This is a genomic window from Streptomyces composti (assembly GCF_012034205.1).
Lineage (GTDB): Bacteria > Actinomycetota > Actinomycetes > Streptomycetales > Streptomycetaceae > Streptomyces > Streptomyces composti.
The window spans coordinates 35,993-52,245 of the sequence record NZ_JAATEM010000018.1; the positions used below are offsets into that span (position 1 = coordinate 35,993).

The 16,253-nt window shown below is 72.0% G+C and carries 11 protein-coding genes; 10 read left to right on the forward strand and 1 reads right to left on the reverse strand.

Going from position 1 to position 16,253, the window contains the following annotated elements; translation table 11 throughout:
* Positions 1-120 precede the first annotated feature (120 nt).
* From leuS to holA, 8 genes are all read left to right on the forward strand, one after another.
* Complete coding sequence (gene leuS / locus HCJ93_RS16260; RefSeq protein ID WP_167996433.1) at positions 121-3,000, forward strand: leucine--tRNA ligase; 2,880 nt, start codon at positions 121-123, stop codon at positions 2,998-3,000.
* 197 nt (positions 3,001-3,197) lie between these two features.
* Positions 3,198-3,974 carry a hypothetical protein gene (locus HCJ93_RS16265; protein ID WP_167996434.1) on the forward strand — a complete coding sequence of 259 codons (777 nt, stop codon included), beginning with the start codon at positions 3,198-3,200 and terminating at the stop codon, positions 3,972-3,974.
* A 72-nt stretch (positions 3,975-4,046) separates the two neighbouring features.
* Positions 4,047-4,892, forward strand: coding sequence for a DegV family protein (locus HCJ93_RS16270; RefSeq protein WP_167996435.1), 846 nt, complete (start codon positions 4,047-4,049; stop codon positions 4,890-4,892).
* A gap of 380 nt (positions 4,893-5,272) precedes the next feature.
* Positions 5,273-6,058, forward strand: coding sequence for a ComEA family DNA-binding protein (locus HCJ93_RS16275; protein WP_373563586.1), 786 nt, complete (start codon positions 5,273-5,275; stop codon positions 6,056-6,058).
* Positions 6,055-8,640: a ComEC/Rec2 family competence protein gene (locus HCJ93_RS16280; RefSeq protein WP_167996437.1), complete on the forward strand. Its 2,586-nt coding sequence runs from the start codon at positions 6,055-6,057 to the stop codon at positions 8,638-8,640. Before HCJ93_RS16275 ends, HCJ93_RS16280 begins: the two co-directional genes overlap by 4 nt.
* A gap of 75 nt (positions 8,641-8,715) precedes the next feature.
* Positions 8,716-9,555, forward strand: coding sequence for an arylamine N-acetyltransferase family protein (locus HCJ93_RS16285; RefSeq protein ID WP_167996438.1), 840 nt, complete (start codon positions 8,716-8,718; stop codon positions 9,553-9,555).
* Between the two features lie 66 nt (positions 9,556-9,621).
* Positions 9,622-9,867, forward strand: coding sequence for a hypothetical protein (locus HCJ93_RS16290; protein ID WP_167996439.1), 246 nt, complete (start codon positions 9,622-9,624; stop codon positions 9,865-9,867).
* A 300-nt stretch (positions 9,868-10,167) separates the two neighbouring features.
* Positions 10,168-11,157, forward strand: coding sequence for a DNA polymerase III subunit delta (gene holA, locus HCJ93_RS16295; protein WP_206317512.1), 990 nt, complete (start codon positions 10,168-10,170; stop codon positions 11,155-11,157).
* A 359-nt stretch (positions 11,158-11,516) separates the two neighbouring features.
* Here holA and rpsT read toward each other — a convergent pair whose 3' ends face one another.
* The gene (rpsT, locus tag HCJ93_RS16300) at positions 11,517-11,783 is read right to left on the reverse strand and encodes a 30S ribosomal protein S20 (RefSeq protein WP_167996440.1); all 267 of its coding nucleotides are present in this window, start codon (positions 11,781-11,783) and stop codon (positions 11,517-11,519) included.
* 213 nt (positions 11,784-11,996) lie between these two features.
* On the opposite strand from rpsT, the gene lepA reads away from it, so the two are divergent.
* Both lepA and HCJ93_RS16310 read left to right on the forward strand, forming a co-directional pair.
* Positions 11,997-13,865, forward strand: coding sequence for a translation elongation factor 4 (gene lepA, locus HCJ93_RS16305; protein WP_167996441.1), 1,869 nt, complete (start codon positions 11,997-11,999; stop codon positions 13,863-13,865).
* A gap of 256 nt (positions 13,866-14,121) precedes the next feature.
* Entirely contained in the window at positions 14,122-15,996 is a 1,875-nt protein-coding gene (locus HCJ93_RS16310; RefSeq protein WP_167996442.1) for an AMP-dependent synthetase/ligase, read from the forward strand.
* Positions 15,997-16,253: the final 257 nt, after the last annotated feature.

Genomic DNA, 16,253 nt, shown 5'->3' on the forward strand with positions numbered 1-16,253 from the left:
CGAGAGCCGTTCGCATCGGGTGGCCGGAGTCGGCGCGGCGTCCCCTCCTGTGCGAGGGGATTTTTCATTTCCCGGAAGTCGCAGGTCGCAGGCAGAGACGATCGATGGAGCTTTGAGGACATGAGCGAGACGAACCCCGCTGCCGCCGCCGCGGAGGCCGCGCCGCACCGCTACACGGCCGCCCTGGCCGCCGAGATCGAGGCACGCTGGCAGGACTTCTGGGACGCCGAGGGCACCTACGCCGCCCCCAACCCCACCGGAGACCTGGCGGGCGACCCCGAGACGGTCGCCAAGCCCAAGAAGTTCATCATGGACATGTTCCCGTACCCCTCCGGTGCGGGCCTGCACGTCGGCCACCCCCTGGGCTACATCGCCACCGATGTCTACGCCCGGTTCCAGCGCATGACCGGCCACAACGTGCTGCACACCCTGGGCTTCGACGCCTTCGGCCTGCCCGCCGAGCAGTACGCGGTGCAGACCGGCACGCACCCGCGCGTGTCCACCGAGGCCAACATCGAGAATATGAAGACCCAGCTGCGCCGGCTGGGCCTGGGCCACGACAAGCGCCGGTCGTTCGCCACGATCGACCCCGACTACTACAAGTGGACCCAGTGGATCTTCCTGCAGATCTTCAACTCCTGGTACGACGACAAGGCCCGCAAGGCCCGCCCGATCTCCGAGCTGATCGCCGAGTTCGAGTCCGGTGAGCGCGAGGTACCGGGACACACCCGCCCCTGGAGCGAGCTGAGCGAGGCCGAGCGGGCCGACGTGCTGGGCGAGTTCCGCCTGGCCTACGCCTCCGACGCGCCGGTCAACTGGTGCCCCGGCCTGGGCACCGTGCTGGCCAACGAGGAGGTCACCGCCGAGGGCCGCTCCGAGCGCGGCAACTTCCCCGTCTTCAAGGCCAACCTGCGCCAGTGGAACATGCGCATCACCGCCTACGCGGACCGCCTGCTGGAGGACCTGGAGGCGCTGGACTGGCCCGAGGCCATCAAGCTGCAGCAGCGCAACTGGATCGGCCGCTCCGAGGGCGCCCGCGTCGACTTCCCGATCGACGGCGAGCGCATCACCGTCTTCACCACCCGCCCCGACACCCTGTTCGGCGCCACCTACATGGTGCTGGCGCCCGAGCACCCGCTGGTGGAGAAGTTCACCCCGCAGGAGTGGCCCGAGGGCACCCACCCGGCGTGGACCGGCGGCCACGCCGGCCCCGCCGAGGCCGTCGCCGCCTACCGCGCCCAGGCCGCCGCCAAGTCCGACGTCGAGCGGCAGGCCGAGGCCAAGGACAAGACCGGCGTCTTCATCGGCGCCTACGCCACCAACCCGGTCAACGGCGAGCAGGTGCCCGTCTTCATCGCCGACTACGTCCTGATGGGCTACGGCACCGGCGCCATCATGGCCGTCCCCGGCCACGACTCCCGCGACTTCGAGTTCGCCCGCGCCTTCGAACTGCCCGTCCGCTGCGTGGTCGAACCCACCGACGGCCGCGGCACCGACCCGGCCACGTGGGACGACGCCTTCGTCTCCCACGACGCCAAGATCGTGAACTCCTCGGGCGAGGACATCTCGCTGGACGGCCTGAACGTCACCGAGGCCAAGGCCCGCATCACCGAGTGGCTGGAGAGCAGGGGCTACGGCGAGGGCACCGTCAACTACCGGCTGCGTGACTGGCTGTTCAGCCGTCAGCGCTACTGGGGCGAGCCCTTCCCGATCGTCTACGACGAGGACGGCATCGCCCACGCCCTGCCCGAGTCGATGCTGCCGCTGGAACTGCCCGAGGTGGACGACTACTCGCCGCGCACCTTCGACCCGGACGACGCCGACACCCAGCCCGAGACGCCGCTGTCGCGCAACGAGGAGTGGGTCAACGTCACCCTGGACCTGGGCGACGGCAAGGGCCCGCGCCGCTTCCGGCGGGAGACCAACACCATGCCCAACTGGGCGGGTTCCTGCTGGTACGAGCTGCGCTACCTGGACCCGCACAACAGCGAGCAGCTGGTCGACCCGGAGATCGAGCGCTACTGGATGGGCCCGCGCGAGGGCATGCCGCACGGCGGCGTCGACCTGTACGTCGGCGGCTCCGAACACGCCGTGCTGCACCTGCTGTACGCGCGCTTCTGGTCCAAGGTCCTGCACGACCTGGGGCACATCTCCTCGGCGGAGCCGTTCCACAAGCTGTTCAACCAGGGCATGATCCAGGCCTACGTGTACCGCGACAGCCGCGGCATCGCGGTGCCGGCCGCCGAGGTGGAGGAGCGCGACGGCGCCTACTACTACCAGGGCGAGAAGGTCACCCGCCTGCTGGGCAAGATGGGCAAGTCCCTGAAGAACGCCGTCACCCCGGACGAGATCTGCGCCGAGTACGGCGCCGACACCCTGCGCCTGTACGAGATGGCGATGGGCCCGCTGGACGTCTCCCGGCCCTGGGACACGCGTGCGGTGGTCGGCCAGTTCCGGCTGCTGCAGCGCCTGTGGCGCAACATCGTCGACGAGGCCACCGGCGAGGTCACCGTCGTGGACGCCGAGCCCGACGAGGAGACGCTGCGCGCCCTGCACAAGGCGATCGACGGGGTCCGCCAGGACCTGGAGAACCTGCGCTTCAACACCGCCATCGCCAAGATCACCGAGCTGAACAACCACCTGACCAAGGCGGGCCGCCCGGTGCCGCGCTCGGTCGCCGAGCCGCTGGTGAAACTGATCGCGCCGCTGGCCCCGCACATCGCCGAGGAGCTGTGGCGCCGGCTGGGCCACGAGGAGACCGTGGTCTACCAGGACTTCCCGGTGGCCGACCCGGCCTACGTCGTCGACGAGACCGTCACCTGCGTGGTGCAGGTCAAGGGCAAGGTCAAGGCCCGCCTGGAGGTGTCGCCGGACATCTCCGAGCAGGAGCTGGAGCAGGCGGCCCTGGCCGACGAGAAGGTCGTCGCGGCGCTGGGCGGGGCCGGCATCCGCAAGGTGATCGTGCGGGCGCCGAAGCTGGTGAACATCGTTCCGGTCTGATCACCCCTGGCGGGGCCTGATCGTCCCTGGGGGCTGGTCCCCCAGGGACGGGCCGGTGTCCCCTACGGGTAGCCGGGCTCTCGTCTGCGGGCAGGTTCGGGGTTCCACCGGAACTCCGCCCCTGCCCGTTGCGTTTACCGTGGAAGAGCGGCGCGGAGCGTGCCGGTACAGGTGCTACGGCCCTCAGGAGGAGCCCCGTGGAGGCAGTGTTCGCAGTTGTCGCCCTGCTTTTCGTGCTCCTGATGGTGCTCGGCGTCTACGCCACGGTGAAGGTCGTCGGCGCCGCCAAGCGCACTGCCGACCGCCACATCACCCAGGCCCGCCGCACCGTCGAGGACCACACCCTGAAGGTCAAGTCCCTGGTCGCGCCCGGCCCCGCGGCCGAGGTCGCCCGACTCCGGCTCAAGCTGCGCACCTCCATGCGGGCCACCCAGGACACGCTCCAGGCGGCCGCCGCCGACGACGAGTCGGTCAAGGAGTCCCTCGCCCTCTTCGAGCGCCTCAGCGCCCACGGCCACGAGCTGGACGCGGAGCTGCGCCGCCTCGAGGCCGAGCCGGACCGGTCCGCCCTCGCCGGGCGGCTGCCCGGCCTGCGCGAGCGCACCGAGCGCATCACACAGTCGGCGGACTCCCTGCGCTGGGCCGCCCTCGACCGCGCCCGCCGCTTCGCCGAGGACGACCTGGAATCACTCAGCACACAGATCGACATGGAGGCCGGGGCCCTGCGGCACTGGATCACCGAGGAGCCGCCCGTGAGCGGGCAGACGCCGTCCGGGAGCGGGCCGGGCTCGTCGACCGCCGCGCCGTGGCCCGAGGCGCCCGCCCAGTCCCCGACAGCCGGTCAGACCTGGCCCGAGGAACCGGCCAAGGCACAGGAGCCGGAGGCCGGGCGGCAGCGGCCCGCCATCGCACCTTCCGCACCGCGCCCCGCCTACCCCTGGGAGAAGAAGCGCCGCCCCGAGAGCACCACATGATCCGGACACCGCAGCACTCCGCCCGCAGGGCCGGGCTGCCGTGCGGGCGGCGCGCCGGGTAACCTCCAGCTCATGTCCCGCCATGTCGCGATCGTCACCGATTCAACGGCCTACCTCCCGGCCCGGACGATGGAGCGGCACGGCATCACCTCGGTACCCCTGACCGTGGTCCTCGGCGACCGCGCGCTCGAGGAGGGCACCGAGATCTCCACCCGTTCCCTGGCCCAGGCGCTGCAGAAGCGCCGCCCGGTCACCACCTCACGGCCCGGCCCCGAGGTCTTCGCCGAGACCTACCGCAAGGTCGCCGAGGCCGGTGCCACCGGCATCGTCTCCCTGCACCTGTCCGCCGAGCTGTCCGGCACCCACGACGCGGCCGTCGTCGCCGCCCGGCAGGCGCCGGTGCCGGTGCGGGTCGTGGACACCGGCATGATCGCCATGGCGCTCGGCTTCTGCGCCCTGGCCGCGGCGCAAACCGCGGAGGCGGGCGGCACGGTGGACGAGGCGGTCACGGCAGCCGAGAAGCGCGCCGCGGGCACCTCCGCCTACTTCTACGTCGACACCCTGGACTATCTGCGCCGCGGCGGCCGGATCGGGGCGGCGCAGGCGCTGCTGGGCTCGGCCCTCGCCGTGAAACCGCTGCTGCAGCTGGCCGACGGGCGGATCGAGCCGCTGGAGAAGGTGCGCACGGCGTCGAAGGCGATCGCCCGTCTGGAGGAGATCGCGGCCGAGCGGGCGGGCGGCGCGGAGGTCGACATCGCCGTGCACCATCTGGCGGCGCCGGAACGGGCGGCGGCGCTCGCGGAGCGGCTGCGGGACCGGATCCCCGGGCTGGCGGATCTGCATGTCAGCGAGGTGGGGGCGGTGATCGGGGCGCACACCGGGCCCGGGCTGCTGGGGGTCGTGGTCTCGGCGCGGTGAGATGGCGCGCCGTGAGGGGCGTGGTGAGGTGGCGCCGTGAGACGACTGTCACCCTGCGGGTGACGGAGTTGTCCACAACCCGCGGGTAGTCCACGGAAACCGAGCAAGATCATCGCGGTTCCGGCGAGGCCCCCGATCCTCGTCGCATGGCACTTCGATCACGTACACGCACAGCCACTGCGAGCAGCGGTCCGGGCCGCGGTCCCGCCTCCGACGGCCGCGTCCGTCACCGGCGGCCCCGTCACGGTCTCCGGCACCGGCACGAGGACCGCGAAGCCCCGGCGGACGAACTCCGGCGGCGCGCTGAGGCGTTGTTCGGGGCGCGGGGCGGGCGCCGGGTGCCGAGCTGGGCAGACGCGCCAGGCGTCCCAGGCGTGCCGGTGACGCCGCCCGCCGCGACCGACGACGAGCGGGCGGACTCGGAGGAGGCCCCCGGCCCCGCGCCCGGTCCGCCCGGTCCCCCCAGCCGCCGGGAGCGCTGGGGTCTCGCTCTTCGCGAGCGGTTACCGCTGTGGATCCAGTCGCGGTGCGGGATGGAGCGCCGGAGCCTGATCGCTCTGTCGGTGGTGCTGGTGGTCGCGGTGGGCTTCGCCGTCCAGCACTTCTGGGCGGGACGGACTCAGCCGGTGGAGCCCCCCGAGGTGCTGCGCGCAGCCGCCTCACCGAGCGTTCCCGAGCCGGCCCCGCGCGCCGCGGCGGAGGTCCCGGCCTCCGCCGCGGCGGAGATCGTCGTGGACGTCAGCGGCAAGGTGCGAGACCCGGGCGTCCACCGCCTGCCGGCAGGCTCCCGCGTGGAGGACGCCCTGCGAGCGGCGGGCGGAGTACGCCCCGGGACGAAGACCGACGGCCTCAACCGGGCCCGCTTCCTGGTCGACGGGGAGCAGGTCGTCGTCGGAGGCCCGGCGCCCGGCGGGAACGGCACGACGGGCATGACGGCCGCCAACGGGACCGGGACGGCAGGTGCCGGGCCGACCGCTCCCGTCTCGCTGAGCACCGCCACACCCGAGCAACTGGACACCCTGCCCGGAGTCGGCCCCGTGCTGGCCCAGCACATCATCGAGTACCGCACCCGCAACGGAGGCTTCCGCTCGGTGGACGAACTGCGCGAGGTGAGCGGCATCGGTGACCGCCGCTTCGCGGAGCTGCGGGATCTCGTCCGGCCATGAACGCCGCGCTGGACACCCCCGGCCCCCGGTCTCCGGTGCACGCCCGCTCCGGGCACCGGCTGGGAGCCGCCCGGCCGCGCCAGGAAGGGCCGGCGGACCTCCGGCTGGTGCCACCGGCGCTGGCGGCCTGGGCCACGGCGGCGCTGCTGCTGCCCGCACCCTCCGGCGTCAGCGCAGGGGTGGTGCTCGTCGCCCTGCTCGCCGCGGGCGGGCTGCTCGCCCTCCGGCGGAGGAGCCGGCGCCCCGCACCGACACGGGTCTCCGCCTCGGCCGTGCTGGTGTGCGTCGCCGCGGCGGCTGCCTCGGCCGGACTCCACGGCGCGGATCTGCGCCGGGGCCCGGTACCGGCGCTGGCACGGGAGTTCGTGACCGTGACGGCCGAGGTCGAGGTCACCTCCGACCCCCGGCTCAGCCGCCCGCGCGTCAGCGGCGCCCACATGACCCCGCCGGTGGTGCTGATCGAGGGCGAGGTGCGCCGGCTCCGGCGAGCGGACGGCGGGCCCGAGCAGCTGACCCGGACCCCGGTCCTGCTGATCGTCGACCCCCGGGCGGGCAAGACCGGCGGGAGCAGAACCGGGACTTCGACGCCACCAACCCCGTCAACCTCACCGACTCCACCAGCCGGACGCCCACCTGACGCCCGCTCGGCCTGGCTGGGACTGCTGCCCTCCACCCGACTCGCGCTCGAGGGGCGGCTCGCGCCCGCGCTCGCGAGCGGGGACCGGTTCGCGGCCGTCCTGCGGGTCAAGGGCCGCAGCGGGCCTGTGGTCGCAGACGAACCGTCGGCCGTGCAGCGCTTCGCGGAACGGCTCCGTGCCGGTCTGCGCGAGGCGACCGACGGGCTCTCCGCCGACGCGCGAGCACTGCTGCCGGGGCTGGTGGTCGGGGACACCTCCCGGATCACGCCCGAGCTGGACGAGGCGTTCCGGGAGACCGACCTGACGCACACGCTCGCCGTCTCCGGCTCCAACTTCACCATCCTGCTCGCCCTGCTGCTCGGCCCTCCCGGTCTGGCCCAGCGCGCGGAGCGCCGCGGCCTGGCGCCCCGGCTCGGCATCCCCCTGCGGGCCACGGCGCTCCTGGGAGCCGTGCTCTGTCTCGGCTTCGTCGTGGTGTGCCGGCCGGACCCGAGCGTGCTGCGGGCGGCGGCCTGCGGATCCGTCGCCCTGCTGGCGCTCGCCACCGGGCGCCGCAGATCCCTGATCCCGGCGCTCGCCACGGCCGTCCTGCTGCTGGTCCTCCACGATCCCTGGCTCTCCCGCAGCTACGGCTTCCTGCTCTCCGTGCTCGCCACCGGCGCGCTGCTCACGCTGGCACCGCGCTGGAGCACGGCGCTGCAACGGCACGGGGTCCCGCCCCGGCTCGCGGAGGCGCTGGCCGCGGCCGGTGCGGCACAGGCCCTGTGCGCTCCGGTGGTCGCCGTGCTGTCCGCCCGGGTGAGCCTGGTCGCGGTGCCGTGCAATCTCCTCGCGGAATGCGCCCTGGCACCGGCCACCGTGCTGGGCTTCGGCGCACTGGCCACCGCACCCTGGGCCATGCCGGCCGCCAAGGCCTCGGCCTGGTGCGCGAGTTGGCCCGCCGAGTGGATCGCACAGATCGCCCGCACCGGTGCCGCCCTCCCCGGCGCGGGCGTGGACTGGCCCGGCAGCTGGACCGGCGCGGCCCTGCTCGGCGCGCTCACCCCGGCCGCGCTGCTCGCCGGCCGACGGCTGCTGCGGCACCCCTGGTGGTGCGGGGCGTGCGCGCTGCTGCTGGTGCTCGTGGTGCTGCGCCCGCCCCCGCTGACCCGGGCCGTCACCGGCTGGCCGCCACCGGACTGGCGGTTGGTGATGTGCGACGTGGGCCAGGGCGACGCACTGGTGCTGGCGGCGGGCGAGGGCACCGGCGTCGTCGTGGACACCGGCCCCGACCCCGAACCGATCGACCGCTGCCTGCACTCCCTCGGCATCACCACCATCCCCCTCGTCGTCCTCACCCACTTCCACGCCGACCACGTGGCAGGCCTGAGCGGAGTGCTGCGCGGGAGATCCGTGGGCGCCATCGAGACCACCGGCCTCCAGGAGCCCGAGGCGCAGGCGGCGTCGGTCCGCAGACTGGCGGCCGCCCGGGGCATCCCGCTGACCCGGGCCGCCGCCGGGGAGCAACGCCGCACGGGAGCACTGACCTGGGAGGTGCTGTGGCCGCCCCCGCCGGGAACCGCCCTCCCCGAACCCCTGGGCCCGAACGACGCCAGCGTGGCCCTCCTGGCCCGCACGGCCGGCCTGCGCATCCTCCTGCTCGGCGACCTGGAACCCCCCGCCCAGCGGGCCCTGGCCCGCTCACCGGCGGGCGCGGCCCTCGCCGGGGTGGACGTCCTGAAGGTCGCGCATCACGGCTCGGCCTACCAGGACCCCGACCTGCTGCGCCGTGCCGCACCCCGGCTGGCCCTGATCAGCGTCGGCGCGGACAACACCTACGGCCACCCCGCCCCCGGCACGGTCGCCGCCCTGCGCGCCCAGGGATCGATGGTGCTGCGCACCGACCACCACGGAGCCCTGGCGGTCACCGGCACACCCGGCGCCCTGCGCGTCGCCGAGGACTGAACGCACAGAACTGCCACGGCCCGGACCGAACACACCGGAGGGAGACTTGAAACGCATGGACGGGAGACTAAGTGCATGAACTCCGAAGAGATCGAGGCCTATCTCGGTCGGCTGGGCGTCGAGCGCCCCGCCCGGCCCACCGACGACGCCCTGCGCACGCTGCACCTGCGGCATCTGCAGACCGTGCCGTTCGAGAACCTCTCCATCCACCTCGGGGAGGAGATCGTGCTCGAGGAGAAGCCGCTGCTGGACAAGCTCGTGGGCGCGCGGCGGGGCGGCTTCTGCTACGAACTCAACGGTGCCTTCGGGGCGTTGCTCATGGCCCTGGGCTACGACGTCACCCTGCTCGCGGCGCGGGTCTACGGGGAGGGCGGCCGGCTGGGCATCCCGTACGACCATCTCGCGCTGCGGGTACGGACGGTGGACGGCGGCGACTGGCTGACCGACGTGGGCTTCGGCGCCCACAGCCACCACCCGCTGGCGCTGGAGGAGCGGGGCGACCAGGAGGACCCCGGAGGCACGTTCCGGATCGCCGAGGCCGGGCCGGACGCGGCCGGGGTGCGGGGCGGAGACGACGCCGGCGGGTCGGGGGACCTGGACGTGCTGCGCAACGGCAAGCCCGCGTACCGGCTGGAGCGGCGTCCGCGCGTGCTTGGGGACTTCGTGACCGGGGCCTGGTGGCACAGCACCTCGCCGAGCTCGCACTTCCGGCAGTCCCTGGTCTGCTCACGGGTCACCGAGGACGGCGGCCGGGTCACCCTCAGCGGCCGCAAGCTCGTCCTCACCAAAGCGGGCGCCGGCGAGCGCGAGGAGCGGCGACTGGGCACGGACGAGGAGGTGCTGACCGCCTACCGGGACCGTTTCGGCATCCGGCTCGACCGGGTGCCCGAGGTGCGGGAGGTGAGCCGGCCGTGAGGCGGCGTCCCGGGTGACCGGGACGCGCTGACCTGGCCTCTCGCGGCGGACCCGAGAATGGGTGCCGTGAGTGATGTGCGACATGTGCTGGTACTGCCGGACCGGGACGCCGCGGAGGAGGCCGTCGAGGCGCTCGCCGAGAGGTTCGGGGTGCACGAGGAGGTGCGGATCGTCCGTGACGCCCTGGCCGGGGAGGACGACGCGGAGGACGCCCAGTGGCTGGTGCCCCTGCGGGACGAGGACGAGCGCCTCGACCCCGAGGAGCTGGACCGGTTCGCGGGGGAGTGGGACGGCTGGCGCGAGGAGCCGTAGTTTTTGGAGGCCACCGGCCGGGCCGACGGTGGTGGTCTCCGGCCGGGCCGACGGTTGGTGGCCTCACGCCGGGCCGACGGTGGATCGGCGGGTGTGAGACAGCGGATCCAAGCCCCTTCTCCTCCGGCCGGCCCTCGCCGGTGGGACACACTCCGCCGGGACGGCGCCCCCGGTCGGAGCGCCCCCGGCCGGGACACCTCCCGGGCCAAGGCGCCCCCGGCCGGGACACCTCCCGGGCCAAGGCGCCCCCGGCCGGGACGGCGCACCGCCCTGTCAGTACCCCGTGTCATCCTTGTCGCGATGGCCAGGAAAGCTGCTCAAGACGATCCCCTCGCTCCGGTGACGCTCGCCGTCGGTCAGGAGGAACTGCTGCTCGACCGTGCCGTGCAGGAGGTCGTCGCCGCGGCGAAGGCCTCCGACGCCGACACGGACGTCCGTGACCTGACCCCGGACCAGCTCCAGCCGGGCACCCTCGCCGAGCTGACCAGTCCCTCGCTCTTCGCGGAGCGCAAGGTCGTGGTGGTGCGCAACGCCCAGGACCTGTCCGCGGACACCGTGAAGGACGTCAAGGCGTATCTCGCCTCGCCCGCCGAGGAGATCACGCTGGTGCTGCTGCACGCGGGCGGCGCCAAGGGCAAGGGCCTGCTGGACGCCGCGCGCAAGGCGGGTGCCCGCGAGGTGGCCTGCCCCAGGATGACCAAGCCGGCGGACCGGCTGGCGTTCGTGCGCGGCGAGTTCCGTGCCGCGGGCCGGTCGGCGACGCCGGAGGCGTGCCAGGCGCTGGTCGACGCCGTGGGCAGTGATCTGCGGGAGCTGGCCTCGGCGGTCTCCCAGCTGGTCGCGGACGTCGAGGGCACCATCGACGAGGCGATCGTCGGCCGGTACTACACCGGCCGCGCCGAGGCATCGAGCTTCACCGTCGCCGACCGGGCGGTGGAGGGGCGGGCCGCCGAGGCGCTGGAGGCGCTGCGCTGGTCGCTGGCGACCGGGGTCGTGCCGGTGCTGATCACCAGCGCGCTGGCGCAGGGTGTGCGGGCGATCGGGAAGCTGCAGTCGGCGCGTGGCGGCAGGCCCGGCGATCTGGCCCGTGAGCTGGGCATGCCGCCGTGGAAGATCGACCGGGTGCGGCAGCAGATGCGGGGCTGGACGCCGGACGGGGTGGCCGTGGCGCTGCGCGCGGTCGCCGAGGCGGACGCGGGGGTCAAGGGCGGCGGCGACGACCCGGAGTACGTGCTGGAGAAGGCGGTCGTCACCATCGCCCGCGCGGCCCGCTCCAGAGGCCGGGCATGAAACACCCGGCTGGCGCGCCGGCGAGGACCCTGAGGACCGGGGCTTCTGAGGACCGGGGCTCCTGGGAACCGGGGCTCCTGGGAACCGGGGCTTCTGAGGACCGGGGCTCCTGAGAACCGGGTCCCCTGAGACCCGAGGTCTCTGAGGAGCGAGAAGGGTCTGAAACACCGAGGACCCCGTCCATCACCCTGGGGAGGGGTGACGGACGGGGTCCTCGTTCACAGCTGATGAGCTCGTACCCGCGTGGCGAACGCAGGCCGCGTACGAACTCGGTGTGCCGGTCGGGGGCGGATGAGAGAGGGCCCGCCCTGGGTCCTTCCGGCGATCAGATCAGCAGATCGACCGGCTTCGGGAGCCGGTCAGCCCTTGAGGGCCGCGACCTTCTGAGCCAGGGCCGACTTCTTGTTGGCGGCCTGGTTCTTGTGAATGACGCCCTTGGAGGCGGCCTTGTCGAGCTGACGCGCGGCAGCGCGCTGGTACTCGACGGCCTTCTCGACGTCACCCGCGGCAACGGCCTCGCGAGTCTTGCGGATCGCGGTCTTCAGAGAGGACTTGACGGCCTTGTTGCGCAGCCGGGCCTTCTCGTTGGTCTTGTTCCGCTTGATCTGGGACTTGATGTTCGCCACGAATGAGCCTTTTCAGAGTTGTTCTGAGTTGTCTCAGGTGGTACCTGAGCCTTCTGGAGTGTCTCGTGCGAGAGGGCAGGAGACACAGCGCCCTAGACTACCAGCGGCTCTTTGCCCGGCCCAAACCGGTCGCCGCTCCCCACCCGTGGGACCATGGAGACTACGTATCGATCCGACCCGAGGCATAAGGCGCCTCAAGAGACAGGACCCTGCGTGCCCGCGACCCCTAACAATGTGCCCGAACCGAGCCGCACCGATCCGGCTCTGATCCGCAACTTCTGCATCATCGCGCACATCGACCACGGCAAGTCCACGCTCGCCGACCGGATGCTCCAGCTGACCGGGGTGGTCGAGCAGCGGCAGATGCGCGCTCAGTACCTCGACCGCATGGACATCGAGCGAGAGCGCGGCATCACGATCAAGTCCCAGGCCGTGCGGTTGCCGTGGGCGCCGACCCACGACAAGGGCAACACGCACATCCTCAACATGATCGACACCCCGGGGCACGTCGACTTCACCTACGAGGTGTCCAGGTCGCTCGCCGCGTGCGAGGGGACCATCCTCCTCGTCGACGCCGCCCAGGGCATCGAGGCGCAGACCCTCGCCAACCTCTACCTGGCGATGGAGAACGACCTCACGATCATCCCGGTGCTGAACAAGATCGACCTGCCGGCGGCGCAGCCCGAGAAGTTCGCCGAGGAGCTCGCCAACCTGGTCGGCTGCGAACCCGACGACGTGCTGAAGGTCTCCGCGAAGACCGGGCTCGGCGTCGAGGCGCTGCTGGACAGGGTGGTCGAGGAGATCCCCGCCCCGGTCGGCGTCAAGGACGCCCCGGCCCGCGCGATGATCTTCGACTCGGTGTACGACTCCTACCGCGGCGTGGTGACGTACGTCCGGGTCGTCGACGGCCAGCTCAACAAGCGCGAGCGGATCCGGATGATGTCCACCGGCGCCACCCACGAGCTGCTGGAGATCGGCACCAACTCCCCGGAGATGCTCCCGGCCGACGGCCTCGGCGTCGGCGAGGTGGGCTATCTGATCACCGGTGTGAAGGACGTCCGCCAGTCCAAGGTCGGTGACACCGTCACCACCCAGCAGAAGGGCGCCGAGGAGCCGCTGGGCGGCTACAAGGACCCCAAGCCGATGGTGTTCTCCGGCCTGTACCCGCTGGACGGCTCGGACTACCCGGAGCTGCGCGAGGCGCTGGACAAGCTCCAGCTCAACGACGCCGCCCTGGTCTACGAGCCGGAGACCTCCGCCGCACTGGGCTTCGGCTTCCGCGTCGGCTTCCTCGGCCTGCTGCACCTGGACGTGATCCGGGAGCGGCTGGAGCGCGAGTTCGGCCTCGCACTGATCGCCACCGCGCCCAACGTGGTCTACCGCGTGATCATGGAGGACGGCACCGAGCACACCGTCACCAACCCGAGCGAGTTCCCCGAGGGCAAGATCCACGAGGTGTACGAGCCGGTGGTGCGCGCCACCATCCTGGCGCCCTCGGAGTTCATCGGCGCGATCATGGAGCTGTGCCAGGCCCGCCGCGGCACGCTGCTCGGCATGGACTACCTCTCCGAGGACCGGGTCGAGATCCGCTACACCCTGCCGCTGGCGGAGATCGTCTTCGACTTCTTCGACCAGCTGAAGTCCAAGACGCGCGGCTACGCCTCCCTCGACTACGAGCCCACCGGCGAGCAGAGCAGCTCCCTGGTCAAGGTCGACATCCTGCTGCACGGCGACAAGGTGGACGCCTTCTCGGCGATCACCCACAAGGACCAGGCGTACGCGTACGGCGTACGGCTGGTCGCCAAGCTGAAGGAGCTGATCCCGCGGCAGAACTTCGAGGTGCCGGTGCAGGCCGCCATCGGCTCGCGGGTCATCGCCCGTGAGACCATCCGCGCCATCCGCAAGGACGTTCTCGCCAAGTGCTACGGCGGTGACATCTCCCGTAAGCGGAAGCTGCTGGAGAAGCAGAAGGAAGGCAAGAAGCGGATGAAGATGGTGGGTTCCGTGGAGGTTCCGCAGGAGGCCTTCATCGCTGTTCTGTCCAGTGACGACAGCGCGGGCACAGGTAAGGGCAAGAAGTAACCGGAAGCCGACCGAGGGTCACGGGCAAAGCGGGCGAAAACGGGGTCCGTCGCACGAAAGTGGGGCGGACCCTTTCGCGTCCACGGGGTACCTCTCTGTGCGAAGCGACAGGTCGCAAACCCTTACGCGCGGCCCTGTCGGCCTTTACTCTGTCCCTGCTCGTAGTTACTCGCGAGTTAAACAACGAATCGCGAGAGTAATCAGCCGCAATAGCCGCAATGAGCCAGCCGCACTGTCGCGGGCCCCGGAGGATGTCGTGAGCGACGCACAGACTTTGATCGAGAACCGTCCGCCGTCCGTGGCGGCCCTCTTCCTGGAGCGCGTGGCGGCCACACCGGACGCCGAGGCATACCGCTACCCCGTCCCGCCGGCCTCCGGCCAGGGACCGGACGAGTGGAAGTCCCTGACCTGGGCCCAGGCCGCCCAGCGGGTGAACGCCATCGCGGCGGGTCTGATCGAGCTCGGTGTGCGTCCGGAGGAGCGCGTCGCGCTGGCCTCGGCCACCCGGGTCGAATGGATCCTCGCCGACCTCGGCATCCTCTGTGCGGGCGCCGCCACCACCACGATCTACCCGCAGACCAACGCCGACGAGTCCGCGTACATCCTGGCCGACTCCGGCAGCAAGGTGCTCATCGCGGAGAACGCCGAGCAGGTCGCCAAGGCGGTCGAGAAGCGGGCCGAGCTGCCCGAGCTGACCCGGGTCGTGGTCATCGACCCGGCCGGCGTGCAGACCGACGACTGGGTGATCACCCTCACCGACCTGGAGACCCGCGGCGCCGCCCGGCTGGAGAAGGACACCGAGCTGATCAAGGAGCGGGTCTCCGCGATCACCAAGGACCAGCTCGCCACCCTGATCTACACCTCGGGCACCACCGGCCGCCCCAAGGGCGTGCGCCTGCCGCACGACAACTGGTCCTACATGGCCAAGGCGATCGCCGCCACCGGCCTGGTCCACAGCGACGACGTCCAGTACCTGTGGCTGCCGCTGGCGCACGTCTTCGGCAAGGTGCTCACCTCGGGCCAGATCGAGGTCGGCCACGTCACCGCCGTGGACGGCCGGGTCGACAAGATCGTCGAGAACCTCCCGGTGGTCCAGCCGACCTACATGGCGGCCGTGCCGCGCATCTTCGAGAAGGTCTACAACGGCGTCGCCGCCAAGGCGAAGGCCGGCGGCCCCGCCAAGTACAAGATCTTCCAGTGGGCCGCCGGCGTGGCCCGCGAGTACGCGCAGATCACCCAGGACAACTTCCGCCGCACCGGCACGGCCTCCGCGCCCACCGGCCTGAAGATCAAGCACGCCCTCGCCGACAAGCTCGTCTACGCCAAGATCCGCGAGGCCTTCGGCGGCCGGCTGCGCGCCTGCGTCTCCGGCTCGGCGGCCCTCGCCCCGGAGATCGGCTACTTCTTCTCCGGCGCCGGCATCCACATCCTCGAGGGCTACGGCCTCACCGAGTCCTCCGCGGCCTCCTTCGTCAACCCCGGCGAGGCCTACCGCACCGGCACGGTCGGCAAGCCGCTGCCCGGCACCGAGGTGCGCATCGCGGACGACGGCGAGATCCTGCTGCGCGGACCCGGCATCATGCAGGGCTACCACAACCTGCCGGACAAGACCGCCGAGGTGCTGGAGCCCGACGGCTGGCTGCACACCGGCGACATCGGCGAGCTGTCGCCCGACGGCTACCTGCGCATCACCGACCGCAAGAAGGACCTCATCAAGACCTCCGGCGGCAAGTACGTCGCCCCCGCCGAGGTCGAGGGCCAGTTCAAGGCCGTCTGCCCCTACGTCTCCAACATCCTGGTGCACGGCGCCGACCGGAACTACTGCACCGCCCTGATCGCCCTCGACGAGGCCGCCCTGCAGGGCTGGGCCGAGGAGAACGGCCTGGGCGGCAAGTCCTACGCGGAGATCGTGGCCGCCCCGGCCACCGTGGAGATGGTCCAGGGCTACGTCGACAAGCTCAACGAGAACCTCCAGCGCTGGCAGACCATCAAGAAGTTCCGCCTCCTGCCGCGCGACCTCGACGTCGAGCACGGCGAGATCACCCCGAGCCTGAAGCTCAAGCGCCCGGTGGTGGAGCGCGAGTACAAGCACCTCATCGAGGAGATGTACGAGGGCACCCGCGAGGCCTGACCCCCGCCCGCTCCGGCCCCGGAGACGACGTCCTGGTGATGTCGCTCCGGGGCCGTGGCGTGTCCGCGGCCGGACCGGGCGCGCGCGAGCACCGGGTGGCGCCCGGCGGGAGGCGGTCCTCGCGGGCGCCCGCGCGTGTGCACGCGTGCACGAAAACGACCGGTTGTGCAGTGGTTTCTGAGCGGTTGGGGAGCGGGGTTCCCACGGTTGGCGGGCTACTTCGGTAACTCGGTGCTTATGGGCGGGGTCGGTCTGTC

Excerpts from the sequence above, each read along its gene's own strand:
- leuS (WP_167996433.1), top strand. The coding sequence starts at position 121 with ATGAGCGAGACGAACCCCGCTGCCGCCGCCGCGGAGGCCGCGCCGCAC.
- HCJ93_RS16270 (WP_167996435.1), top strand. The coding sequence starts at position 4,047 with ATGTCCCGCCATGTCGCGATCGTCACCGATTCAACGGCCTACCTCCCG.
- HCJ93_RS16280 (WP_167996437.1), top strand. The coding sequence starts at position 6,055 with ATGAACGCCGCGCTGGACACCCCCGGCCCCCGGTCTCCGGTGCACGCC.
- HCJ93_RS16285 (WP_167996438.1), top strand. The coding sequence starts at position 8,716 with ATGAACTCCGAAGAGATCGAGGCCTATCTCGGTCGGCTGGGCGTCGAG.
- holA (WP_206317512.1), top strand. The coding sequence starts at position 10,168 with ATGGCCAGGAAAGCTGCTCAAGACGATCCCCTCGCTCCGGTGACGCTC.